The organism is Paenibacillus sp. MMO-177 (assembly GCF_037147795.1).
Lineage (GTDB): Bacteria > Bacillota > Bacilli > Paenibacillales > Paenibacillaceae > Pristimantibacillus.
On sequence record NZ_JBBCUR010000004.1, the window covers coordinates 155276 to 178248 of the forward strand.

Annotated in this window: 24 protein-coding genes and 1 riboswitch; of the genes, 5 read left to right on the forward strand and 19 right to left on the reverse strand. The window is 51.6% G+C overall.

Translation table 11 applies throughout. The annotated features are described in order from the left end of the window. Window positions 1–95 precede the first annotated feature (95 nt). From trxA to WFK81_RS16220, 3 genes are all read right to left on the reverse strand, one after another. The gene (gene trxA, locus WFK81_RS16210) at window positions 96–407 is read right to left on the reverse strand and encodes a thioredoxin (RefSeq protein ID WP_015847398.1); all 312 of its coding nucleotides are present in this window, start codon (window positions 405–407) and stop codon (window positions 96–98) included. A gap of 64 nt (window positions 408–471) precedes the next feature. Beyond that, window positions 472–897 (reverse strand): RrF2 family transcriptional regulator, encoded by a 426-nt coding sequence (locus WFK81_RS16215; protein ID WP_336787444.1) that lies wholly within the window; start codon window positions 895–897, stop codon window positions 472–474. A 132-nt stretch (window positions 898–1029) separates the two neighbouring features. Beyond that, entirely contained in the window at window positions 1030–1809 is a 780-nt protein-coding gene (locus tag WFK81_RS16220) for an aldo/keto reductase (protein ID WP_336787802.1), read from the reverse strand. Between the two features lie 212 nt (window positions 1810–2021). On the opposite strand from WFK81_RS16220, the gene WFK81_RS16225 reads away from it, so the two are divergent. The 3 genes from WFK81_RS16225 to WFK81_RS16235 all read left to right on the forward strand — a co-directional run bounded on the left by WFK81_RS16225 (window position 2022) and on the right by WFK81_RS16235 (window position 3278). Further along, entirely contained in the window at window positions 2022–2267 is a 246-nt protein-coding gene (locus WFK81_RS16225; protein ID WP_336787445.1) for a hypothetical protein, read from the forward strand. Between the two features lie 161 nt (window positions 2268–2428). Continuing rightward, a riboswitch (guanidine-I (ykkC/yxkD leader) is annotated at window positions 2429–2531 on the forward strand. 79 nt (window positions 2532–2610) lie between these two features. After that, window positions 2611–2967, forward strand: coding sequence for a DMT family transporter (locus WFK81_RS16230; RefSeq protein WP_336787446.1), 357 nt, complete (start codon window positions 2611–2613; stop codon window positions 2965–2967). Continuing rightward, window positions 2964–3278 (forward strand): DMT family transporter, encoded by a 315-nt coding sequence (locus WFK81_RS16235; RefSeq protein WP_336787447.1) that lies wholly within the window; start codon window positions 2964–2966, stop codon window positions 3276–3278. The genes WFK81_RS16230 and WFK81_RS16235 overlap by 4 nt, the downstream gene beginning before the upstream one ends. A gap of 116 nt (window positions 3279–3394) precedes the next feature. Here WFK81_RS16235 and WFK81_RS16240 read toward each other — a convergent pair whose 3' ends face one another. The 14 genes from WFK81_RS16240 to cls form a co-directional block, all read right to left on the reverse strand. After that, a complete protein-coding gene (locus WFK81_RS16240; RefSeq protein WP_127497957.1) occupies window positions 3395–5074 on the reverse strand; it encodes a ribonuclease J in 1680 nt (559 codons plus the stop codon). Between the two features lie 118 nt (window positions 5075–5192). Then, window positions 5193–5624 (reverse strand): hypothetical protein, encoded by a 432-nt coding sequence (locus WFK81_RS16245; RefSeq protein WP_336787448.1) that lies wholly within the window; start codon window positions 5622–5624, stop codon window positions 5193–5195. Beyond that, window positions 5624–6688 (reverse strand): histidinol-phosphate transaminase, encoded by a 1065-nt coding sequence (hisC, locus tag WFK81_RS16250; RefSeq protein ID WP_336787449.1) that lies wholly within the window; start codon window positions 6686–6688, stop codon window positions 5624–5626. The genes WFK81_RS16245 and hisC overlap by 1 nt, the downstream gene beginning before the upstream one ends. Window positions 6689–6767: 79 nt before the next feature. Next, window positions 6768–7268, reverse strand: a complete 501-nt coding sequence (locus WFK81_RS16255; RefSeq protein WP_336787450.1) for a GNAT family N-acetyltransferase — start codon at window positions 7266–7268, stop codon at window positions 6768–6770. A gap of 368 nt (window positions 7269–7636) precedes the next feature. Next, window positions 7637–8044: an RDD family protein gene (locus tag WFK81_RS16260; protein WP_336787451.1), complete on the reverse strand. Its 408-nt coding sequence runs from the start codon at window positions 8042–8044 to the stop codon at window positions 7637–7639. A gap of 261 nt (window positions 8045–8305) precedes the next feature. Continuing rightward, the gene (locus WFK81_RS16265) at window positions 8306–9964 is read right to left on the reverse strand and encodes a glutamine--tRNA ligase/YqeY domain fusion protein (protein ID WP_336787803.1); all 1659 of its coding nucleotides are present in this window, start codon (window positions 9962–9964) and stop codon (window positions 8306–8308) included. 98 nt (window positions 9965–10062) lie between these two features. Further along, entirely contained in the window at window positions 10063–11430 is a 1368-nt protein-coding gene (locus WFK81_RS16270) for a sodium-dependent transporter (protein ID WP_336787452.1), read from the reverse strand. Window positions 11431–11838: 408 nt separating this feature from the next. Continuing rightward, window positions 11839–12384 (reverse strand): glutathione peroxidase, encoded by a 546-nt coding sequence (locus WFK81_RS16275; RefSeq protein WP_336787453.1) that lies wholly within the window; start codon window positions 12382–12384, stop codon window positions 11839–11841. A gap of 370 nt (window positions 12385–12754) precedes the next feature. Then, window positions 12755–13240 carry a CcdC family protein gene (locus WFK81_RS16280; RefSeq protein WP_336787454.1) on the reverse strand — a complete coding sequence of 162 codons (486 nt, stop codon included), beginning with the start codon at window positions 13238–13240 and terminating at the stop codon, window positions 12755–12757. Window positions 13241–13351: 111 nt separating this feature from the next. After that, on the reverse strand, window positions 13352–14332 hold the full coding sequence (locus WFK81_RS16285; protein ID WP_336787455.1) for an aldo/keto reductase: 981 nt from the start codon (window positions 14330–14332) through the stop codon (window positions 13352–13354). Between the two features lie 103 nt (window positions 14333–14435). Continuing rightward, complete coding sequence (locus WFK81_RS16290) at window positions 14436–15893, reverse strand: catalase (RefSeq protein ID WP_336787456.1); 1458 nt, start codon at window positions 15891–15893, stop codon at window positions 14436–14438. Between the two features lie 138 nt (window positions 15894–16031). Continuing rightward, window positions 16032–16799, reverse strand: a complete 768-nt coding sequence (locus WFK81_RS16295; protein ID WP_336787457.1) for a winged helix-turn-helix domain-containing protein — start codon at window positions 16797–16799, stop codon at window positions 16032–16034. Next, window positions 16784–17170, reverse strand: coding sequence for a Fur family transcriptional regulator (locus tag WFK81_RS16300; protein WP_336787458.1), 387 nt, complete (start codon window positions 17168–17170; stop codon window positions 16784–16786). Before WFK81_RS16300 ends, WFK81_RS16295 begins: the two co-directional genes overlap by 16 nt. A gap of 450 nt (window positions 17171–17620) precedes the next feature. After that, window positions 17621–19069 (reverse strand): cardiolipin synthase, encoded by a 1449-nt coding sequence (gene cls / locus WFK81_RS16305; RefSeq protein ID WP_336787459.1) that lies wholly within the window; start codon window positions 19067–19069, stop codon window positions 17621–17623. A gap of 154 nt (window positions 19070–19223) precedes the next feature. On the opposite strand from cls, the gene WFK81_RS16310 reads away from it, so the two are divergent. After that, complete coding sequence (locus tag WFK81_RS16310; protein WP_336787460.1) at window positions 19224–20540, forward strand: deoxyguanosinetriphosphate triphosphohydrolase family protein; 1317 nt, start codon at window positions 19224–19226, stop codon at window positions 20538–20540. On the opposite strand, the gene WFK81_RS16315 is transcribed toward WFK81_RS16310, so the two are convergent. Further along, on the reverse strand, window positions 20541–21506 hold the full coding sequence (locus WFK81_RS16315; protein ID WP_336787461.1) for a nucleoside hydrolase: 966 nt from the start codon (window positions 21504–21506) through the stop codon (window positions 20541–20543). A gap of 198 nt (window positions 21507–21704) precedes the next feature. Here WFK81_RS16315 and WFK81_RS16320 point away from each other — a divergent pair, with 198 nt between their 5' ends. Then, the gene (locus WFK81_RS16320) at window positions 21705–21860 is read left to right on the forward strand and encodes a DUF1540 domain-containing protein (protein WP_132308684.1); all 156 of its coding nucleotides are present in this window, start codon (window positions 21705–21707) and stop codon (window positions 21858–21860) included. 81 nt (window positions 21861–21941) lie between these two features. Here WFK81_RS16320 and WFK81_RS16325 read toward each other — a convergent pair whose 3' ends face one another. Next, a complete protein-coding gene (locus WFK81_RS16325) occupies window positions 21942–22874 on the reverse strand; it encodes a M15 family metallopeptidase (protein ID WP_336787462.1) in 933 nt (310 codons plus the stop codon). Between the last annotated feature and the right edge of the window lie 99 nt (window positions 22875–22973).

The window sequence follows — 22973 nt, forward strand, 5'->3', positions numbered from 1 at the left end:
TTGCGTTTATCCCAATATTTTCATGATGCATCACAAAAAAGCCAGAAACCTGCGTTTCGCGCAGGTTCCTGGCTTTTCATGCCATCAGCCAAAGCTTACAGTTGGCCGGAGATTTTTGCTTTCAGAGCATCTTTGCTTTGTACGCCAACCATTTTGTCAACGGGTTGACCGTCTTTGAACAGGATCAGTGTAGGAATGCTCATTACGCCGAATTGGGAAGCCAGTTCAGGCTCTTCGTCAACGTTGATTTTCGCGATTGTAGCTTGGCCTTCAAGTTCGGTTGCGAGCTCTTCTACGATAGGGAGCTGCATTTTGCAAGGTCCGCACCAAGGTGCCCAGAAGTCTACCAAAGAAACGCCGTTTTCCACGCTAGTCGCAAAGTTATCTTTTGTCAATGCTACTGCCATTGTCAATCATCCTCTCCAAAATAATATGATAAGGGAATTCCGCCACGTACCGTTTTATTGTAACCTAATCGCAACCACAAGCGTGAATTTGCTTCAGTACATCGGATATCGTGATGCCGCTGAAGTAGCCTTCCAGCTGCTTCTCGGCTGTACAGAAGATCCCGAACATCACCTGGTTCATATTCGAGCCAACGACGCAATCCATGCCCGGATTACCCGAGCACCAGCTCGGGATAAAAGAGCCCTGCGCCATGACGCGGTATACATCGCCAAGCGTAACGACATCTGGATCAATTGTAAGCCTGTAGCCGCCTCCCGCGCCTTCTCTTGTATCGACAAAGCCGCTTTTGCGCAATCCGCTCATTACTTTGCGGACGCGCGCGGAGTGCGTGCCTACGTTGTCGGCGATCATCTCACTGCTTGCCATCCGCTCGGGCAGATAGGCTAAATAAACGAGACTGTGTACGGCAATCGTAAATTCGCTGTTCAATGTGAACGGCCTCCCTGTTTAGTACTGTAATAATATCAATTACAGTTAACAATGTCAATAGCAAGGCCGCCCGATTTCCGCCACAGTCATAGGGTGCGACGGCGGCACCCCCCTTATTCGCACAGCTTATTGTTAGAAATTGAAATTCATGGGGTCGGATCCAAAGCGGCGGCCGACATTCAAGCCGTTAATCTTCTCCACCTCTTCGGCAGTAAGTTCAAAGTCGAAAATGTCCGCGTTCTCGATAATCCGGCTCTTCGTAACGGACTTCGGAATGGTAACGACGCCGCATTGCAAATCCCAGCGCAAAATAACCTGCGCGGCCGATTTGCCATGAGCCTGTCCGATCTCCTGCAGAAGCGGCACATCGAGATTGCCTTGAAGCAGCGGACTCCATGCCTCAAGCTGAATGCCGCGTTCCTTGCAATAACTTTGCAGATCAGGCTGGGTCAGGTATGGCTGGAATTCCACCTGATTCACCGCAGGCACCACTTCGCAGCTGCCAAGCAGATCGTCCAGATGAGGAATCAGGAAGTTGCTGACGCCAATTGCCCGCACATGCCCTTCCTTGTACAGCTTCTCCAAAGCACGATACGTATCCTTGTATTTACCGGCCACCGGCCAATGAACCAGATATAAATCAATAACGTCCAGCTTCAGCTTGCGGCGGCTTTCCTCGAAAGCTTTCAGCGTGCTCTCGAAGCCCTGGTTGCTGTTCCATACCTTTGTCGTAACAAACAGCTCCTCGCGCTTCAGACCGCTTGCGGCGATCGCGTTGCCCACGCCTTCTTCGTTGCCGTAGATCGCCGCTGTATCGATACTGCGGTAGCCTGCCTCCAGGGCATCCGCAACCGCTCGCTCGACCTCTTCGCCTTCCTTTGTTTTGAATACGCCAAAGCCAAGCCAAGGCATCCGAATTCCGTTGTTCAATTCCGTGGTTTGCGTAATGGATGTAAATTTGCTCACAACTCTTCTCCTCCCTCATTCTAAAAATGCTGCTTCTCAGCTCCCCTATTTTACCATTGATCTTCCCCTATGAACAATTAAGCTGCTATCGAATAATTAGCGGGATATTCCAAACAAACCTGTCATGATGGTGGCAGAGGCGAATACATATGTACGGAATGGCGAATCAGCAGGCGAAGGAGGTGTGCCCGAGAATGGTGCTGTGGTGGAACCGATGGACTGCCTTCCGGACTGAGGCCGGATCCCGGGCTGACGAAATCGACAGGCTTTACGCGTATTTCAAATCACACGGGTTAAAATCAAAGGTTACCCTGGACGGCTCCTTGAAACGGCTTCATGTACGCAGCAATGATGAAGCGCGCGCCAAGGAGCTTGCGGCTTCATTCGACGCAGAGCATTCCTGATAAGCTTTTGATTCAGCCGTAATCCGCAGTTTCATATTGGCGGTGCCTGTACCGGAGGCAATCCTCAGTCCTAGCGTGGCTGAGATACCTCCATCCGGGTACCGCCATTTTTTAACCTTTTTCAGACCTTGATCTTCGGGGGGAAGTGTGTATAATACAGGTTAGTGGTTTTCTAGGGTTCCGCTAAGCGAGAGGCTTGGGTCTGGTCCGAGGGAAAACTCACAGCGATAGCTGTGATCACGGAAGGATAAAAACCTGGGAGTCGCCTGCGCCAGCAGTGAACTCCCAGGTTTTATTTTTGTCTTTTTAAATATTACATCACGTGTAAGGGGGAAGATTTTTCATGAAAAAGCAATGGTTGCAAGTTTATGTTGCTGCCGTTTTTGAAGTCATGTGGGTCACCGGGCTCAAGCATGCGGACCATGTCTGGAGCTGGGCGGGGACGTTTATTGCGATTGTGCTCAGCTTTGCCCTGCTTATCAAAGCCAGCGGCGAGCTTCCCGTCGGCACGGTATATGCCGTTTTTGTAGGACTTGGCACGACCGGTACGGTAATTTCGGAATCCGTCTTTTTCGGGCATCCGCTCCACGCGGCTAAATTGTTGTTTATCGCCCTTCTTTTGATTGGCATTATCGGTCTCAAGCTTATTACACCTGAGCACGCACATGCGGGCGAGAAGAAAGGAGCATCCTCCAAATGAACTGGTTAGCTTTGATCTGCGCAGGTCTGTTCGAAATGCTTGGCGTCGTTATGATGAACAAGGTCAATGAGAAAAAAAGCGTTAAAAACATTGCACTCCTGCTAATTGGCTTTGGCATGAGCTTTGCGTGCCTCTCTTATGCCATGCAAACGCTCGAGATGAGTATTGCTTACGCGATCTGGACGGGTATCGGCGCTACCGGCGGGGCGGTTCTAGGCATGATCCTGTACGGAGAGCCGAAAAACATGCTCCGGATCTTCTTTATCACCCTCATTATCGGAGCCGTAGTTGGCCTCAAGCTGGTGGCTTAATTGCGGTTAGAACGAAAGCAAGGGGCTGTCCCGTAGCTTTATCAGCTTACGGGACAGCCCCTTGCGTGTATATATCGGCTCACTAAACAAAAAGAAGTGGACTGGTTAGGTGCCGATTACACTTCCATGATGATAGGAAGGATCATCGGCTTTCTTTTCGTTTGTTCATATAAGAATCGTCCAAGCGCGTCTTTTACGTTTGATTTAAGTGTTGTCCATTGGTTTACGTTATCGCTGATGGATTTCGTAATCGTTCTAGTTACAATTCTGCCTGCTTCCTCAAGCAGTCCTTCCGACTCCCGTACATAGACGAAGCCTCGGGAGATAATATCCGGTCCCGATTTGATCGTCTTGTCCTGCTTGCTGATCGTTACGACAACAACAAGAATGCCGTCCTGGGACAGGTGCTTGCGGTCGCGAAGTACGATATTGCCAACGTCTCCGATACCAAGTCCGTCGATATACGTATTGCCAGCCGGCACTTTGCCGGATTTGCGTGCATCGCCGTTTACGATTTCCACGATTTCACCGTTATCCACGATGAAGGTATTGCCTTGTTCGACGCCAACGGCTTCAGCCAGCTTCTTGTGATGAAGCTGCATCCGGTATTCTCCGTGAATCGGAATGAAATACTTGGGAGCCATCAATTGAAGCATCAGCTTCAGCTCTTCCTGGCTGCCGTGGCCGGATACGTGCATGCCTGTTTGCGTGCCGGAGCCGTAAATCACGTTCGCTCCGAGACGGAACAGCTCGTCCACCGTACGTCCGATGCTGCGTTCGTTACCCGGGATTGGCGTTGCCGAAATAATAACGGTATCGCCTTCCAGAATCTCCACCTGGCGGTGATTCGAACGGGCCATCCGCGTAAGAGCGGACATTGGCTCGCCTTGGCTGCCTGTGCAGAGAATAACGACTTGATTATCCGCATAGCGGTTCACTTCGTTCGTCTCGATCAGCATGCCGTCCGGAATATCGAGATAGCCCAGCTCCGAAGCAATCGTAATCATGTTGACCATACTGCGCCCGATAATCGCCAGCTTCCGTCCCGATGCCGCCGCCGCATCCACAACCTGCTGCAGACGGTGCACGTTCGAGGCGAAGGTAGAGACGATCACGCGGCGTTCCGCCTTGCGGAAAGCATCAATGAAGTTCGCGCCGACGATCCGTTCCGATGGCGTAAAGCCTGGACGTTCGGCGTTTGTGCTCTCCGACAGCAAAGCGAGGACACCTTTTTTCCCAATCTCCGCCATCCGGTGGATGTCTGCGTGATAATCGCCTACCGGAGTTTGGTCGAATTTGAAGTCGCCCGTATGGACAACGACGCCTTCCGGTGTATCCAGCACGACGCCGAGGGAATCCGGAATACTGTGGTTCGTCTTGAAGAACGACGCCTTCATCGAACCCAGCTTGAGCTCGGAATCGGAATGAATCAGATGCCGTTCCGTCGAACCGAGAAGTCCGGCTTCCTTCAGTTTCCCTTCGATCAATCCCATCGTCAACCGGCTTGCATAGACGGGCATGCTCAGCTGCTTCAGAATATATGGCAGGCCGCCGATATGATCCTCATGGCCGTGCGTGATGAGCAAGGCTCTAACTTTGTCCTTGTTCTCGATGAGGTACGTAATGTCGGGCACGATAATGTCGATGCCGAGAAGCTCCTCATCCGGGAATTTGGAACCGCAATCAATTACAATAATGTCGTTCGCGTATTGTACCGCGTACATGTTCTTGCCAATTTCGCCTACGCCGCCCAAGGCAAAAATGGATAGTTTCTTTTCAGTTTTATGGTTATTCAAAAATAATCCTCCTATTTATAAGACTGACGACGATTGTTATACTTCAAACTTAAAAATCCGAACCAGTCACTTGCCACCATTATAGCACGAAAAAATAACAAAATGGAAATAGGCTTATTTAGCCGTTTTGTACCCTGCTGAACTTCCTCCAAGCCGCAATCGCCGCGTTCACGGTTAATCCAAGCGCCACGCCAAGCATTACCGCTGCCAAATTCAATCCGTGTATGAACAATAGCAGCATGCCTGCGCCATAATCATCTTCCGGAAGCGGAAAAACCGCACCCATCAGATAACCGGTAATCATCAGCATCGGCACCCAAATAACAGGGATAAACAAAGCAAAATACCAATACTTTCGGCGAAAACAAAATAGAACAGGCAACGCGTATACTGCCGATGTTATTGCAAAAACGATGTACGCCTCGTCTATAGCGGCACTATAGCGATAGGCCAGTTGAAAAAAAGTATTCCCGATTACCGCATAAATAACGCTTAAGAGCACAACGAAAAATGCAGCCCGTTGATAGCCGGGTCTTACATGCGGCTTCATTATCGCTTAATGATCTCCTTGAGCGCCTCTACAAGCGCAGCCATCTCTTCGTCCGTGCCAACCGTTACGCGCAAATATTGATCAATGCGGGGCTGTTTGAAATACCGGACAAGCACGCCGCGTTCGCGCAGCTGCTGGAACAGAACCTCTGCCGCATGCTCCGGATGGGAGATGAAGACAAAGTTCGCTGCCGAGTCGGTCACGATAAAGCCCAGCTCTTTCAGTTCCTTCGTCACCGCTTCGCGCGTCGCGATTACCTTCGCTGTGGTCTCCAGGAAATAAGCCTCGTCCTCAAATGCCGCTACCGCGCCCGCGAGCGCAAGACGGTCAAGCGTATAAGAGTTGAACGAATTTTTAACGCGGTTCAGCCCGTCGATCAGCTCTTCGCTGCCCAGCGCCCAGCCTACCCGCAGACCCGCAAGCGAGCGGGACTTCGAAAGCGTCTGAACAACAAGCAGATTCGGATATTCATTAACCAGCTTTGCCGCAGACTCGCCGCCGAAGTCGATATAAGCCTCGTCAATCAGGACAACCTGATCGGGGTTTTGCGCAAGCAACGTACGGATATCGTCAAGCGAAATCAGCATGGCCGTAGGCGCATTCGGGTTCGGAATAACGATGCCTCCGGTATCCCGGCGGCTGAATTCGTCAACCGGCAGCTTAAACTGCTCGCCCAGCGGAATAATGTCCGCCTTCAGCTGATAGAACTCCGCATACACCTTATAGAAGCTGTATGTAATGTCCGCGAACGCGACCGGTTTGGCCGGATTAAAGAAAGCCGCAAAGGCAAAAGCGAGCACTTCGTCGGAACCGTTGCCTACGAATACTTGATTCGGAGCAACCTCGAAATATCCGGCGATTTTCCGGACAAGCGCATCGGAGGTTGGATCGGGATAAAGCCTTAAATCATCGTTTGTTGCCGACCGGATGGCCTCCAGCACTTTAGGCGAAGGCGGGTACGGATTTTCGTTGGTGTTCAGTTTAATGTATTTTTTGTCCTTCGGCTGCTCCCCGGGAACATAAGGAACTAAAGAAGCCGTAAGCGGACTCCAAAACTTGCTCAATGTTCATTCTCTCCTGTCGTCTTATCATCCTATTGCTTCCAGCATAAATGATTTGGCGCGAATCGCCAAATCAGCGTCATTAAATCTTGCGTCCGACAATAATCAAGTCCCGCTCAACCCCGTCAAGCTCGGCTACCTTCGGCAGGTTCGCCCACTCTTCGAAGCCAAATTTCCGCAGCAGGGCAAGGCTAGGCTCATTATGGCCAAATACAAACCCGAGCAGCGTGCGAAGACCAAGTCCCGGGCTTGCTTCAAGCGCCTTCCGAATCAGGAACGAGCCGATACCGCGCGCGCGGTATTCCTGATCGATATAAATGCTGATCTCGGCCGTTGCGTTGTAAGCCGGGCGTCCATAGAACGACTGGAAGCTCAGCCACGCTATCATTTTGCCGTCTTCCTCCAGCACCCATAACGGGCGAAAATCCGGCGAATGCTCGTCATACCATCTCATTCTGCTCTCCACCGATACGGGCTCCAGATCAGCCGTTACCTGGCGGGACGCGATAGTAGAGTTGTATATTTCGACGATGCGGGGCAGATCCTCTACCCCGGCATCTCGGATCGTAAATTCGTTGTTCATAAGTAGTTCTCTCCTTGACCACATGTTTCCTTTATTTTGATTGTACAGCCTGTACGATTTTTGCGCACGTGTAAATAATTTAACCTTCCCCACCCTCAAAAACCAGCTGCCCCCCACCAGCAGCGCAGTTAAGGCCCTTTAGATGCCTTAGCGGGTACTACGAAGATAAAAACAAAGCACTTAAGGTCCCCGGAGGACCTTAAGTGCTTGCCGATCTCTCAAAGACTAATCTAAAAAACCAGTTACCGCGCAGTTAAGGTCCTTCAGTGACCTTATCGTGCACTTCAAGGACAGAAACAAAGCCCTTAAGGTCCCTCGGGGGCCTTAAGGGCTTTCCAGATACCGGATAGCATGGCGATAATGGCCTTTTACTGGCTGCCGTCGTGAACAACAACCGTGCCCGCGATAAAATCGTGAATGGCGCGTTTGTCTTCGCGCATGCCCACCATAAACGCGCTGACGATCGCCGCGATACCAAGCGTAATCCCGTAGACAAGACCGCCTACGACATTGCGCATGAGCATCGTGCCGATACCCGGCGGCCTGCCGTCCAGGCGGCGGATCTGAATGCCGCAAATCTTTTTCCCGATCGTATAGCCGTTCCAAAAGACGGGAATGAGCAAAGAATACAAGAAGGAGACGATGTTTGTAAAAGCGCTGTCGCCCTTACCCGAAATGATGAACGACAGAATGGCAAGCGGTATGCCCATAATAAGGCCGTCCAAAATATTGGCGCCCAAACGTCTCCAGAATCCTGCGCGATTGTAATTATCCATGTTGCTTCCTCCCTATTTTTCTCTAATGGCTTGTGTGCTTTCTTTAACCTATTACCACCTATTCGCGCTTATGACTCCCCCTTAAAAACCGGGCAGATTACAAGAAAATTCGCCACAATTCTACAATTTCCTTCTCTTTTACCATATTTTATTAATAATGAGTGATCTGCTATCGATGCTTCTCAGTAATGAACATTTATTTGTAAAAAAACCGGGCCATCCTATACGGACAACCCGGCTGTTGCGCCTTAAGGCGTTTATTTAAGCTTTGGACGGATCAAACGAGCTCTTCAGCGAGACAATCCGGTTGAATACCAGCTTCTCCCCCGAATCCTTCGGATCCACATTGAAGTAGCCGTGGCGGAAGAACTGGAACTTGTCATGACCTTTCGCGTCCTTCATGTTCGGCTCCACAAAGCCTTGCAGCACTTGCTGATTGTTCGGATTGATGCATTCGAGGAACGGCTTGCCTTCCTCTTCTGCTTCGCTTGTAATAAGCGGCTCGTACAGACGGAAGTCTGCCGGCACGGCTTGCGAGGCTTCAACCCAGTGGATCGTGCCTTTTACTTTGCGGGCATTAAAGCCCGAACCGCTCTTGGTTGCCGGATCATACGTACAGCGCAGCTCGATCACGTTGCCGTCCGCATCCTTGATGACTTCCTGGCACGTAATGAAGTATGCATGCTTCAGACGCACTTCGTTGCCAGGGAACAGACGGAAATATTTCGCTGGAGGATTCTCCATGAAATCGTCTTGTTCGATATAGATCTCGCGGGAGAACGGAATTTGGCGCGTGCCCATTTCCTCGTTCTCGGCGTTGTTCTCCGCTTCAAGCATTTCCACTTGGCCTTCCGGATAGTTCGTAATAACAACCTTCAGAGGCTGCAGAACGGCCATCGTGCGAAGCGCCTTCAGCTTCAGGTCTTCCCGGATAAAATGCTCCAGCATCCGCTCGTCCACGGTGCTGTTCGCTTTCGCTACGCCAATCTCGCGGCAGAACGCGCGGATCGCTTCCGGCGTATAGCCCTTGCGGCGGAGACCGCTGATCGTTGGCATGCGAGGGTCGTCCCAGCCGGTTACGACGCCTTCGTCCACGAGCGCTTTCAGCTTTCTTTTGCTCATAACGGTATTCGTAATGTTCAAACGGGCGAACTCGTATTGCTTCGGCACGTCGGCCATTTCGCATTCCGCGATCGTCCAGTCGTACAGCGGACGGTGGTCCGCAAACTCCAGCGTACAGATCGAATGCGTAATGCCTTCAATCGCGTCGCTGATCGGATGAGCATAGTCGTACATCGGGTAAATGCACCATGCGTCTCCCGTGCGGTGATGATGCGCATGGGCAATCCGGTACAACACCGGGTCGCGGAAGTTGATATTCGGCGAAGCCATGTCGATCTTCGCGCGCAGCACCTTCTCGCCGTCCTTGAATTCGCCTGCCCGCATTCTTGCGAACAGATCGAGATTCTCTTCCACGCTGCGGTTCCGGTAAGGGCTGTCTTGTCCCGGCTGCGTCAGCGTGCCGCGCGTTTCGCGAATTTGCTCGGCATTCAGGTCGCATACATAGGCTTTCCCTTTGCAAATCAGCAGAACGGCGCGGTCGTACAATTCTTCGAAATAATCGGATGCAAAGCGAAGATCGTCCCAGTCAAAGCCGAGCCAGCGCACATCCTCCTTAATCGATTCTACGTATTCCGTATCTTCCTTCACCGGATTCGTATCGTCGAAACGAAGGTTTGTCCGTCCTTTGAATTCATCGGCAAGCTCGAAATTCAGGCAGATTGACTTGGCATGTCCGATGTGCAAATATCCGTTGGGCTCCGGCGGAAAGCGGGTCACGATTTCCTGCACGTGGCCTTCTTTCAAATCTTCGACGACGATGTTCTTGATAAAGTTAGAGGATGATACCTTATTCTCCACTGTGTTTTCCACGGCGACCAACCTTTCCCGTAAATAATTATCTTCCTATCATACACAAAATTACGAGAAAATACACTGTCTACTGCTAGGGAGAGACACTATCCTTTAAATAAAAAGTCCAGTGCGCCGGCGGAGTAGAGCAGAACCAGGACAACGAGGATCGGGGCGATATACCGCACCATAAACAGCCAAACGTTAAACCATGCCGATTTGAGACCGGCCGCTTCGGCAGCATTCTTCCATACCCAGCCGACAAAGATCGTAACGATCAAACCGCCAAGCGGCAGCAGGATATTCGAGCAGATGAAATCCATCCAGTCAAAGAACGTCTTGTCGCCGAACTGCAAGCCTCCCACGGCCCCGCCCACGGAAATGGCCGAAGGAATCCCGACTAGGAAAACAAGAAGCGTAACCACAACAACCGATAAGCTTCGGCTCCAATTAAACTTTTCGCGGACGAAAGCTACCGGCACTTCGAGCAGCCCTACCGTCGAGGTCAAAGCCGCGAAGGCAAGAAGCACGAAGAACAGCCCGCCAAACAGGCTGCCGAACGGCATCGCGGCAAACGCGGCAGGCAAAGCCACAAACACAAGCCCCGCCCCTTGCGAAGGCTCTATTCCGTATGCGAACGAAGTGGGGAAAATGATAAGCCCGGCCAGAAAGGCGTACAGCAAGTCGCCAAGCCCGATCGCCATCGTTGCCGCGCCTAGCGATTGTCTTTTGTCTACATAAGCGCCATACGTAATCATCGTCCCCATCCCAAGCGATAACGAGAAGAAAGCATGCCCTAACGCAACAAGAGCCGATTCAGCCGACAGTTTGCTAAAGTCCGGCCTCAGGAAGAACGATACTCCTTCTCCCGCACCGTCCAGCGTCAGTGCCCGGACAACCAGTGCAAGGAGCAGAATCACGAGGCCGGGAATCAAAATTTTATTGAACTTCTCTATTCCTCCGGATACGCCTTTAATAATGACCGCCGCTGTAAGCACCATCGCAAGCAGCTGCCACCACACCGGCTGCCAGCTGCCGATAAAGCTTCCGAATTGCGCGCTGTAATCGGCACTGTTAAATAACCTTCCTGTAAAGGACTGTACGGCATAGTACATCGTCCAGCCCGCAACGACAGAATAAAAGGATAAAATCAAAAAAGGAGCAAGGATCATGAGAAAGCCTAAAGCTCCCCAGCCTTTTTGCCGGGTCAGCCGGTTGAAAGAAGTCGACACGCTTCCTCTGCCGCCTTTCCCGATCGCAAGCTCGGCCATTAAAACTGGCAGTCCGACTGCTAGCAGACAAATAATGAACATGAGGAAAAATGCCGCTCCTCCGTACTTGCCTGTAATATAAGGGAACTTCCACATGTTTCCGAGTCCGACGGCGCTGCCGATAGCGGCAAAAATAAAGCCGGATTTAGAAAACTGATCTCCGCCGTTTGACTTCGTACCTTCCTCTTGCTTGTGTTCATCCATCTTACAAACCTACCTCTTTCCTTGTGTCTTCACCTGATGTTGTCAAAGCCTATTATTTGCCCCCAGTTCGAGAAAAAACCGGAATGGTTATCGTACTATTTTTCATACGTTCATACAAGAACCAAAAGAGTGGAACGGATGGTGAGCGCGCCATGGACACACAACGGATTGTCGTCTTGAAGCTGGCGTACGGCTTTTATCCTTTATCCACTGCAGCCTGACCTATTCTGCGGAGGCGTCTCCGTACCACTCGGACAGACCTTATCCGTAAACGTAGTAGGCTCCTTAACGGTGCTTGGCCTGCTGGGGGTTGGCGCGGAGGTTATCTGGTGGGAGGCTTGAATTAGCAGCAAAAAAGCCCATGCAGCCTTGTACGGGCAACATGAGCTTTCCATTAACGCTGTGTGATTACAGCAGTTTTTGGATATCTTCAACCATATTCATCGGCTCGTCGGTCGATTCGAACCGTTTGACGACGTTGCCTTCGCGGTCGATGAGGAACTTCGTGAAATTCCATTTCACGTCATTGCCTTCCAGGTAATGAGGCAGCTTCTCCGACAGGAAAGCATGAAGCATTTTGCCGCTTGGCTCCGAAGTATCAAAGCCATGGAACGGTGCTTGCTCCGTCAAATACTTGAACAAAGGATGAGCCGATTCTTCGCGGACATCCGTCTTCGCAAACAGCGGGAAGGATACGCCATAGTTGATCTGGCAGAATTCCTGCACATCCGAGTTTGAACCTGGCTCTTGCTCACCAAACTGATTGCTCGGGAAGCCCAAAATTTCGAGTCCTTGCTCCTTGAATTGCTCATATACCTTCTGCAGGTCGGAATATTGAGGCGTGAAGCCGCATTTGCTAGCTGTATTTACGATGACCAGCACCTTGCCCTTGTAGTCCTCCAGGCTGACCCGCTGCCCTCTGATTGTATCTGCTTCAAATGAATAAACGCCCATGATGAATCCTCCTCTAACCAAACGGTTTTATTAAATTAAATTGTATACAATTTATATCACATTCCGATACTCCGTGTCAAACGCTGACTATCCAGTATGCTCACAAACAAGAGGGAATTTCCGTCTTACAGACCTCGTTCCCGGTCAACAAGCCCTACTACCAGCCAAATAAGACGGTTTTTCCGTCTTATTGCTCTCGCTTCCCGGCTTCATGCCGTTCCACCAGCCATTTAAGACGGTTTTTCCGTCTTATATCCCTCGTATCCGGGCACCATGCCGCTCCACCAGCTAATTAAGACGGTTTTTCCGTCTTATTTCCCTCGTTCCTTATGATCAAAAAAGGACGTGCCCCATGGCACGCCCCGATTCCTTACATTTCTGCTTTTTGCAGACGCATATAGTCTCCGACCATCGCGAGCCGCCAAGGAAGAATCATTCCGAATGCCAGCAGATAGAACAAAGCGCCGGTCTGCGGGATCGACATATATTCCTCGACTACGCTGTGCAGCGCAAGCCGGATCGCCAGCAGGGTCAGCATGATGAAGATAAACGCCTTGGAACGGCGGACGAATATATCGGATTCCACTCTCTCGAGACGCGTGGTGACGATAAGCGGGAACGAGAAGATCAGCAGCCCCGTGCCAAAAGCCGATAAACCCCACAGCCAGTGGATATGGGTAACCGGAAAAGCAAACATAATAAAGCCCGTCGACATGCCAAGCGGCGGAGCGATAATTTTGCGCAGGTTCGTCGGCTGCTTGCCAGCCCGCATGCGAAGAATAATGAGCGTCAGACCGGCGCATACCGAAAAAACGATGGACGCCACTTGAATGAGATGTGTATGTGCAGATAGCATCGTTATCTATCCCCATTTCAAAATAGGTTAACTACATCCATCGTACTGCAAAATTTTATTCCGTGCAAACCTTCTGCAGCTCGCAAGTTTTGCCTGCCGGACACCGCGAAATCAGTAAGACCCGCGGATAAACGGATGAACCTGTTCCTTATAGAAAGCAGCTAGACGATTACGCTCTTCCTCCGTAAACGAAGGCACGTCCAGCGCAGCCAGATTGTCCTCGACCTGACGAACATTGCGGAAGCCCGGAATCACGCAAGTGACGGCTTCATGATCAAGCAGCCATCGCAGCGAAGCGCGCGTCATATTGCCGCGACCCTCCGCAATCCAGCGCAGCTGGTCAGCCAGTTCAACGCCTTTGGCGAAGCCAAGGCCGGCGAATGTCTCGCCTACGTTAAACGCTTCGCCGTTCTCGTTAAAACGGCGGTGGTCATCCGCTTCGAAGGTGGACGATGCCGTGAACTTGCCCGTCAAGAGACCGCTCGCAAGCGGCAGGCGAACCAAGATGCCAACGCCGCGGCGATGCGCTTCATTGAGCAGCTCGAGCGGCTTCTGGCGGAAAATATTATAGATAACCTGAAGCGCGCGCACATTCGGCTGCTCCAGGCACAATAGACCTTCCTCCACCGACTCTACGCTTACGCCGTAATGACGGATCTTGCCTTCCTGCTGCAGCTTGTCCAGCACTCCAAACACGCTTCCATCCTTCAGGATCGACATTGGCGGACAATGAATCTGGTACAGATCAATCCGCTCGCGCTCCAGACGCTTCAGGCTAGCTTCGCAATAAGCGCGGACCGAAGCCTCCGAGTAGGTCGCCGGATCATGAATATCTCCCGCGCGGCAAAATTTCGTCGCAATGTAAATCTCATCCTCGCGTCCCTTAGTAGCCTGCGCGAGCAGCTGCTCGCTGTGGCCGTCCCCGTACACGTCGGCCGTATCAAAGAAGTTCACGCCTTTATCGATGGCAGCCTCAAGCGCCAATAGCGACTCTTTATCGTTGACGTTGCCCCAGGCTCCGCCAATCGCCCATGTTCCAAAGCTGATTTCGCTTACTTTCAATTCCGATGAACCTAACCCGCGATATTGCATTCTCTCACCTCGTTATGTAATCGGTTACGAGGATAGTGTATCAAAAAAACAGCCGAAGCCCAATCGTTAATCGATCGGCTTCGGCCATTTGGCTCTTCTATGATTAACGCTGATGCTGCATATATGCGCTGATATCCACGCCAAGCCCTTTCGAAAGGCGGATACCGAATTCCACGTTAGCGCGGAAGAAGTTGCATACGGCACGCAGCTGGATATTTTCGCTTGTTTGCTTCAGGTCGTTCACCAGATTGCTGACCAGATTATCCCGCTGCTCCGGCGGCAGCGACAAATAGCGCTCCCCTGCCTGCGTGAAATCGTCGGTCTTGTCGATCTTCTGACGTCCGGCATAGCCATGCAATGGCGCGTTGCTGTCCTTGTACTCGGGAGCTTCCTGCGGGCTTTCGGAAGAGCTGTTTGGCTCATAGTTAACGGTTGAAGGATCGGCCTTCATCGTCATCGCGCCACCCTGCTGATGGTTGCGAACCGGCGCGTAAGGGCAGTTGACCGGAATATGCAGATAGTTGGCGCCAAGACGGTAACGCTGCGCATCCGGGTACGAGAACAGGCGGCCCTGGAGAAGCTTGTCTTCCGAAGGCTCAATGCCCGGCACAAGCGCGCTAGGCGAAAAAGCAGACTGCTCGACTTCGGCAAAATAATTGTCAGGATTGCGATTCAGCTGCATGGTGCCGACAAGTTGCAGCGGGTACATATCCTCCGGCCAGATCTTCGTTGGATCAAGCGGATCGAAGGAATAACGGTCCAGATGCTCGACCGGCATCAGCTGCACATGCAGATCCCATTCCGGATATTGGCCCAGTTCGATGGCATCGTATAAATCCCGGGTTGCGTGGTTGAAGTCTTTGCCCTGCATCTCGCCGGCTTCGGCAGCCGTAAAGTTGCGGACTCCCTGCTTCGATTTCCAATGGTATTTCACATACGTTGCTTTACCCTCATCATTTATCCACTTGAACGCGTGAACGCCAAAACCGTCCATTTCGCGGTAGGAAGCAGGGGTGCCGTCATCGGAGAATACCCAAGTGAGCATATGGGTCGATTCCGGCGACAGCGTCATGAAGTCCCAATAACGCCCCGGCTCTTGAATATTCGTGCGCGGAGAAGGCTTAAGCGAATGTACCATATCCGGAAATTTGATGGCATCGCGGATGAAGAATACCGGCAGATGGTTGCCGACAATATCCAGGTTGCCTTCCTCCGTATAGAACTTCACCGCAAAACCGCGCGGGTCGCGAGCCGTCTCCGGCGAACCTGTTCCGTGGATAACGGTGGAGAACCGGACAAACACGTCCGTTTCTTTTCCTGCTTCCCGCAGGAACGCAGCCTTCGTATGGGCACTCATGCTGTTTGCGGCCCGAAATACGCCGTATGCGCCTGCTCCTCGCGCATGCACCACGCGCTCCGGAATACGCTCGCGGTCAAAATGGGCGATCTTCTCGATCAGATGGTAATCCTCCAAAAGTGTCGGGCCGTGTTGTCCGGCTGTTCTGGAGTTTTGATTATCGCCAACTGGCGTGCCTTGATTAGTCGTTAAACGGTTGATCATATCGGTACCTCCGGATTATTTATATTTAGACTTGATCTAAATATTATAATCCTATTGTACGTTTACGGATCAACCCTGTCATGAACGTTGGATGAAAACCTAATGAAGAACAGATGAAGAAGGTCCCTGCACTCCCTCTTAATTGCCCCGTTCCTCTACCAGCCGATAGCCGACTCCGCGAACGGTCGCGATATAATGAGGCGCTACCGCGCTGTCCTTCAGCTTGCGGCGAAGCGTCTTGATATGCACGTCGACGACATTGCTGCCCCCGAAATACTGGCTGCCCCATACCGCGTCAAACATCGCTTCGCGAGTAAGCACCGCCCCGCCCGAGGTCAGGAACATCAGGAGAAGGTCATATTCCGTCTTGGTCAGCTCAATCCGTTCACCGCCGCGGAACACCGCCATTTTCTTCAAATCAACGGTCAGGTCCTTGAACCGATAGCTGGACAGATCCGGAGCTTTCCACTCTCCGAGCATCCGGTTGATCTGGTTAAGGGCTTCCTGCGGATTCGAAGGCCATGCGAGCAGCTCGGCATTTTTCGGAATGGCGGCTGCCATAACGCGGGCATCCTCGTGGACGAGATACAGAAGGGATGCGCCGTTAATAGGCGAAGTTTGCGTCATCGCCGCATGAAGGGCATCCACGGCATCCGGTATAAGCGGATGTGGAGTGGCATCGTAAATAATGAGCTCCGGCTGCAGGCTGCTGACGAATGCCTTGTTCAGATCATGGAGCGTGAACAGGTCGAAGCATTCCGCCGTAAGAAGATGAAGAAGGCTGTTCATCCGCTCGGGAAAAGGACTAACCGTCATAATCCGCTTAGTCAGGGAACATGCCTTTCCTTCAATTGAATCGCCGGACCGCGGCTCCTCCCTGCGATTATCTTCTACTTGCTGGCGCATAACTCGCATACCCCCTCTAATACAACATGTGCATCCTGAACCTTAAACTTTGTTTCCGCGGCGATTTTGTTCAGCCATTCCCCGGGCAGCTCGGTCAACACTTCCTCTACGCGCCCGCACTGCTTGCACATTATATGATGGTGATCGTCCATTCTGGCGTCATAGCGGCTGACGGCCTCGCCTAGCTTGAGCTCCCGGATGAGACCGGCATCGGTCAAATAACGGAGCGAATTGTATACCGTGCCGTACGCAAAGCTGATGCCTTTATCGCGTAATCTTTCAATAATATCCGCCGCTGTGGGGTGATCATGGGATTCTTGAATCGCCTCGAGAATCGTTTTGCGCTGTACGGTTAAATTTATTTTGGTCATGATTATTCATTCCTTCAATGCGAGTTAATTTAGACTAAGTATAAATCTAAATGAACGGAAGAGCAACCGGGACTCTCTGCCTGTATGCGCCATACTCCCTCTTTAGAACGCATAGCCAAACTTTACGAAAAATAATTATCAGAATATTTACAAAATTGAAATAATAGTTTATGATAGACCTACACTAAACGAAAGGGGATAGACCATTGAAGTAGGTTAGCGAAGCATGTCCTCACTATTTCCGGAAAGGAGATCGCAAGGTAAACCGGACATGCGGGAACCCAAAATCGTCACGTCACTTGTCGCTTAAACCCGATCAATACTTACCGATAATAAGATTAAGGCAACGCAAGTTGTAGAATGGAGCACGAAATTGAATAATTGCGATTCAGAAAGGTAAAGGGATTCCGGTTATCATTGATAAGCGGAATCCCTTTTTTCGTGCGTACTTTATAGAATAGGCGATAATAGCCGGGCGATGGACTCCTTGAACTTGTTCATCAGCGGCCGCTTCAAATAATCCTCAAACGTCAATTCATGACAATCCTGCAGGTCAAGGTCAAACAATCTCTCCAGCTCGCCTGCCGTTGCGCTGTCATAGATGAAGGCGTTCATCTCGAAGTTCAGCTTAAAGCTGCGGTTATCGATATTGGCCGTACCGACGGAAGCAAGCTGACCGTCAATGACAAGCGTCTTCGCGTGCAGAAAGCCCCTTTCGTAAATGTAGCATTTGCCGCCCGCGGCAAGCAGTTCGTCCAAATAAGAATGGGTCGCCCAGTACACGAAGAAATGATCGGGCTTGCCCGGCAGCATCACCTTCACTTCAATCCCGGACCTAGCGGCCGTCTTGAGCGCGGTCATCAGACTCTCGTCCGGGACAAAATAAGGCGTCTGCAGGTAGATGCTTTTTTTCGCGAAATAGATCATCTTGATGTAAGCATCTTTAATCTGCTGGGATTCCGAGTCCGGACCGCTGGCCACAACCTGCATGCCAATTGTCCCCACTGCCTGGAAGTGGCGCGGGAAGTAATGATAATCAAGCTCCACCATACCCGCGGAAGCCAGGTTCCAGTCCATCAGGAACTGCGCCTGCATTTGCAGAACGGCCCTTCCCTCCAGGCGCAGATGCGTATCCCGCCATTCGCCGAAATACTTGTCTCGGCCCATGTACTCGTCCCCGATATTAAAGCCTCCGATATAGCCGATCCGCCCGTCTACGATCACAAGCTTGCGATGATTCCGGAAATTGATCTTCAAATTAAGATACGGAATCCGCGACGGAAAAAAGGCTGCCGCCTGCCCGCCGGCTTCCCGCAGCTCCCTGAAAAACTTCCGCGGCAGACCTTTGCTGCCGATATGGTCATACAGGAACCGAACCTGTACCCCCTGCTTCGCTTTCTCCACCAGCGCCTGGATCAGGCGGTTTCCAAGCTTATCATCACGCACAATGTAATAGACAAGGTGAATATGATGTTGTGCGGACTCGATATCGCGCAGCAGCGCGTCAAACTTGCTTTTCCCTGTTGTAAAGATTTGTACCGCGTTGTTCTGCGTATACAGGGAGTAGCTGCCCACCAGATTCATGTGAATCATGCTCTGATAGTTAATGGTAGCGGGATCGTTAAAAATAATATGCCGCTCCTCTAATTGAAGCTTCTGAGCTTCAATGGAATCCTCAATGATACGCTGGCTTTCGAGCAGCATCTTATTCAGCTTCCGCTTGCGCAGCCGCTGCCCGAGAATGAGATAGAGCACAAACCCGACCCCTGGCAGGAAATAAAGCACCATCAGCCAAGCCCACGTCGATCTTGCGTCCTTTCTCTCAAGGAAAATAACCGTCAGTGCCAGCAATATATTCAGGACGATAAAGACCGTTGAAACATCCTGTACGACATTCATAGCTAGACTAGCCCCTCAATATATGGATAAAAACGTTAAATAGAGCATACCTCAAGCAGGAAAGATGTTCAAACCTTACACAAACATTCTTATTAAGAATCAAATATGTTACAATTTTCAGAAAAAAAGTGCGGGCGGCATAGGAGGAAAAACCATGGACTTACGTAAATTTCGATTAGACGAACCAGCGCTCGGCACATTCAGCGAAGAACGCGACGAATATGAACGGGATTACGCTAGGCTTATTCAATCCCCCGCTTTCCGGAGGCTGCAAGGCAAATCGCAAGTATTTGGCGCCGGATCGGGCGATTATTACCGGACAAGATTAACCCATTCCCTCGAGGTATCGCAGATTGCGCGAGAAGTGGCAAGGCGGCTGGGCAAGCAGTACCCTTTTCTAAGCAAAAAAGAACATCCCGGCCTCATTCTGGATCCTTCCGTCGTGGAAATCGCGGCGCTTGCGCATGATCTCGGGCATCCGCCGTTTGGCCATAAAGGCGAAGAGGTGCTGAACCGCCTTTTATTGGAGGAGCATGGCCTCTCCTACGAGGGCAACGCGCAAAACTTCCGCATCCTCATGTTTCTGGAGAAACGCGCCGGCAGCGGAAGCGGTCTGGATCTGACGGCAGCCGTGCTGCTTGCGGTCAATAAATACCCATATTCCCTGGACGAACCGGGCAGGCTGAAGGGGCTGTACAGCTCCGAATGGCATGCCATTCACCATATCCGCCAGCAATGGGCGATGCCCGCAGGCTGCTCCACGCTGGAAGCTCAACTAATGGATCTAAGCGATGACATCGCTTATTCGACCCATGATATTGAAGACGGCATCCGTGCCGGCAAAATTCAAATGAACCGCACGTTCTTCGAAGATCAGCGGCTGATCGACAACCTGGTGCAGGAAATCGTAGAAGATCAAGGCAATATGGATGTAGGCTGGGATCAGGTTGATATTCCGGCAATGGTCAAGCGGGTGCTTGCTGCCTATCTGCAGCAATGGGAAGAGCTTTATGCTCTGTACGATCATGAATCGTCCAGAACGCGCAGGGAGATGAAAGCGCGGTGGGTCAGCGTTTTTGCCGGGCGCGTCGGAATTATCGAAGACCCGGTAAAAGGCTGGAAGAAGGTAACGTTTGTGCTGGATGGCCAGCAGGATATCGACCTGCTTCGCACGATGGAAATATTGAAGAAGCTTGCGTGGGTAACGCTGATTAAGGATTTCCGCGTACAGCGGCTGCAAATGCGCAGCGAAATTATGATCCGCCGCCTGTGGGACAGCTTCAAACGGCCCGAGCAAGGCCGCTTGATTCTGCCGCCGGATTGGGTGGCAAGCTTCGAGCAGCACAAGCACAATTGGACCTGGGCCCGCTTTATCGCGGACTATATTTCCGGCATGACCGATGCGTATGCGGAGAAGGTCTATGCCGAGCTGTACGCGAGCAAATCCGGTTCGATTTATGAAATGGACTAACTATTTCGCGGGATTCAGCACAGCGTTTTGCGACAGCGACGTAATGTAATCGAAGAATCGTTCCGGCTCCACGTCATAGACAAGGCTCACCGGCCGTCCATCCGCCGTCTCGATTGTTCGGCCTTGGCTTGTGCCGTCGGCGATTACGGCGCTGTGGACGGTCTTCATCTCGACCAGGCTTGGATCGCCTACGACCGCTGTCGTCAGAACATCCCATAAGTAATAAGTGGAGTTCGTTTCCATAAAGACAAGCGGCGGACAAGCGGCATAGCATTGCCCAACGAAGTCCAGTCCGGCATGCCTCCGGAGCGATGCCCAGCGGTTGCGCACCGGCACGGTTAGCGGCACTTTATTGGTGCTCTCCAGCGCGACGAGTTCAATCTTGATTCCGCTGTTCCACACGCGGTCTACCGCTTCCGGGTCCCAGAAGGCGTTCCATTCCGCCGTACCGTCATGCTCCGGCTCTTGAACGTTTCCTTTTTCGTTAAAGGTGCCGCCCATCCAGACCAGCTTGTCGATCTTCTCCTCAATCTCCGGCGCTTCGTCAAGCGCTCTCGCCAAGTCCGTCAGCGGACCGGTGAACAGCAGAGTCACTGGCTCATCGGACGCCAGAAGCTGCTGAATCATATGCTTATGGGCAGGCAATCCCGCCTCGCGCGTATGGATAACGCCAGGTTCGTTCAGAATCGGCAGCGCATCGACAAAAAACGTATGCATCCGCCATTCCGCCGGAAACGGATTGCGTCCTCTCGAATTCGAGCGGGCCACTTCCACTTTTCCGCTTGTTCCCGGCGCTCCGAAACGGTCAATGATTTTGCGGCTTGCCGCCATGCCCGGCTCCAAATAGCCGTCTGCCGGAATGACAGACACCCCGATCAGCTCGACATCCTTCATTTGCAGAACGAGAAACAGCGATACAAGATCGTCAACCCCCGCGTCATGATTAAAATACAGCTTTTTTCCCATTGTTGTTCCATCCCTTCATAAGTATAAAACGGGTTTGCGTTTGTCCATCCTAAGTAAGGAACCCAAGCTATGCATCAGCAAGGCTTACGCCTTGAAAGCTTGAATCCTTCGTTTTCACCGGGGTCCCCGCAAAGTACTCGGAATAAGCTCCGAAGCATTAACTTCACTTTGTGGGGCAATTTAAGGAGGTGACGATCCATGGCTAAAGATGTACTGTGCGAAGTAAACTCCTGCAAGTATTGGGCTGCAGGCAATCATTGCGCTGCTTCCTCGATTTATGTAGTAAACAACCGTTCCAAACAAGCAAGCAACTCGGAAGAAACCGACTGCAAAACGTTTGAGCCAAAGATCTAAAAGAACGGGTAACGGCGCGCAGCTCTCTGCCATGTATGATTTACACGCATTGGATGCTGAGCGCCGTCCCATTCGACTCGATTATTTTGTTACCGGAACCGCGTTATAATACTCCTCCAGAGTCAATCCTTTATCGTCAATCTCCTTAGCCAGCTCCTTGCCGATATAGCGGAGATGCCAAGGCTCGTACTTGTAGCCCGTAATGGCGTCCTTGCCTTCCGGATAACGGATAATGAAGCCATACTCCGGCGCATGATCCGCCAGCCATTCCGCTTCCGGAGTACCTCCGAAGCAATCCGTCGCCGCGCACTTGCCGTCGCTGCCCGATACGTCAATCGCAAGACCCGTCTGATGCTCGCTTGTGCCCGGGAAGGCACTGTACGTTAATGCTTTTTCCATGCCGTCTTTTTTTACGTAATTATTGAAAAGCGTCTTCTGCGTTGCTTGCGAACGGTACGCCGAGACGCCGGCCAGGTAAATGCCGTCTTTCTCCGCGCCGGCAAACAGCTCCTCCAGAGCGCCCGCTGCTTCCTTGCGCATTTTGCGTTTGTCGATTTTCTCGCTGAATGTAAAGCGAACATCCGGATAAACCAGATCATTAGGCTCGTAATTGTCCGGCAGCTTGTATTGCTTGTCCACCAGCACCGCTACGCTTTCAGGCTGAGCGACAACCGCGTAGCCATCCTCTTCCCCAGCAGTGGCAATCGCCGGCTTGTCTGCCGGTGTATTGGCAGGCTTGTCCGATGGTTTCTCGGACGGCGTATTTGAAGTTGTGTCCGACGGCTCGTCAGACGGCGTATCCGTTGGTGTGTCGGTTGGCTCGTCCGAAACGGCAGGCTCGTCCGATGCCGTAGGAGAAGGTTGTTCTGAAGTCTGGCTATTAGCCGCTGTCTCTTCCGGAGCCTGGGCCGTTAAATTTTCGTAGCGGATAAACAGAATGACTGCTATAGCAACCACGCATACCGCCAGAAAAGCTAATCCGCGTCTTCTTCGTCTCTGTACGTTTCTTCTCATGCTGCTCTCCTTATTATTCCTTGTTTTTGTGTCGGAACGTGAATGTTCTACCCTCTCTACTATAAACGAATAGACTTGGCAATGTCTTAAAAAGTTGCA

Coding starts and splice junctions, on each gene's coding strand:
- WFK81_RS16235 (WP_336787447.1), top strand. CDS start 2,964: ATGAACTGGTTAGCTTTGATCTGCGCAGGTCTGTTCGAAATGCTTGGC.
- WFK81_RS16295 (WP_336787457.1), bottom strand. CDS start 16,799: ATGCGCCAGCAAGTAGAAGATAATCGCAGGGAGGAGCCGCGGTCCGGC.
- WFK81_RS16325 (WP_336787462.1), bottom strand. CDS start 22,874: ATGAGAAGAAACGTACAGAGACGAAGAAGACGCGGATTAGCTTTTCTG.
- WFK81_RS16320 (WP_132308684.1), top strand. CDS start 21,705: ATGGCTAAAGATGTACTGTGCGAAGTAAACTCCTGCAAGTATTGGGCT.
- WFK81_RS16220 (WP_336787802.1), bottom strand. CDS start 1,809: ATGCCTTGGCTTGGCTTTGGCGTATTCAAAACAAAGGAAGGCGAAGAG.
- WFK81_RS16280 (WP_336787454.1), bottom strand. CDS start 13,240: ATGCTATCTGCACATACACATCTCATTCAAGTGGCGTCCATCGTTTTT.
- WFK81_RS16310 (WP_336787460.1), top strand. CDS start 19,224: ATGGACTTACGTAAATTTCGATTAGACGAACCAGCGCTCGGCACATTC.
- WFK81_RS16255 (WP_336787450.1), bottom strand. CDS start 7,268: ATGAACAACGAATTTACGATCCGAGATGCCGGGGTAGAGGATCTGCCC.
- trxA (WP_015847398.1), bottom strand. CDS start 407: ATGGCAGTAGCATTGACAAAAGATAACTTTGCGACTAGCGTGGAAAAC.
- WFK81_RS16275 (WP_336787453.1), bottom strand. CDS start 12,384: ATGGGCGTTTATTCATTTGAAGCAGATACAATCAGAGGGCAGCGGGTC.
- WFK81_RS16285 (WP_336787455.1), bottom strand. CDS start 14,332: ATGCAATATCGCGGGTTAGGTTCATCGGAATTGAAAGTAAGCGAAATC.
- WFK81_RS16300 (WP_336787458.1), bottom strand. CDS start 17,170: ATGACCAAAATAAATTTAACCGTACAGCGCAAAACGATTCTCGAGGCG.
- WFK81_RS16270 (WP_336787452.1), bottom strand. CDS start 11,430: ATGGATGAACACAAGCAAGAGGAAGGTACGAAGTCAAACGGCGGAGAT.
- WFK81_RS16245 (WP_336787448.1), bottom strand. CDS start 5,624: ATGAAGCCGCATGTAAGACCCGGCTATCAACGGGCTGCATTTTTCGTT.
- WFK81_RS16260 (WP_336787451.1), bottom strand. CDS start 8,044: ATGGATAATTACAATCGCGCAGGATTCTGGAGACGTTTGGGCGCCAAT.
- cls (WP_336787459.1), bottom strand. CDS start 19,069: ATGAATGTCGTACAGGATGTTTCAACGGTCTTTATCGTCCTGAATATA.
- WFK81_RS16230 (WP_336787446.1), top strand. CDS start 2,611: ATGAAAAAGCAATGGTTGCAAGTTTATGTTGCTGCCGTTTTTGAAGTC.
- WFK81_RS16315 (WP_336787461.1), bottom strand. CDS start 21,506: ATGGGAAAAAAGCTGTATTTTAATCATGACGCGGGGGTTGACGATCTT.
- WFK81_RS16225 (WP_336787445.1), top strand. CDS start 2,022: ATGGCGAATCAGCAGGCGAAGGAGGTGTGCCCGAGAATGGTGCTGTGG.
- WFK81_RS16290 (WP_336787456.1), bottom strand. CDS start 15,893: ATGATCAACCGTTTAACGACTAATCAAGGCACGCCAGTTGGCGATAAT.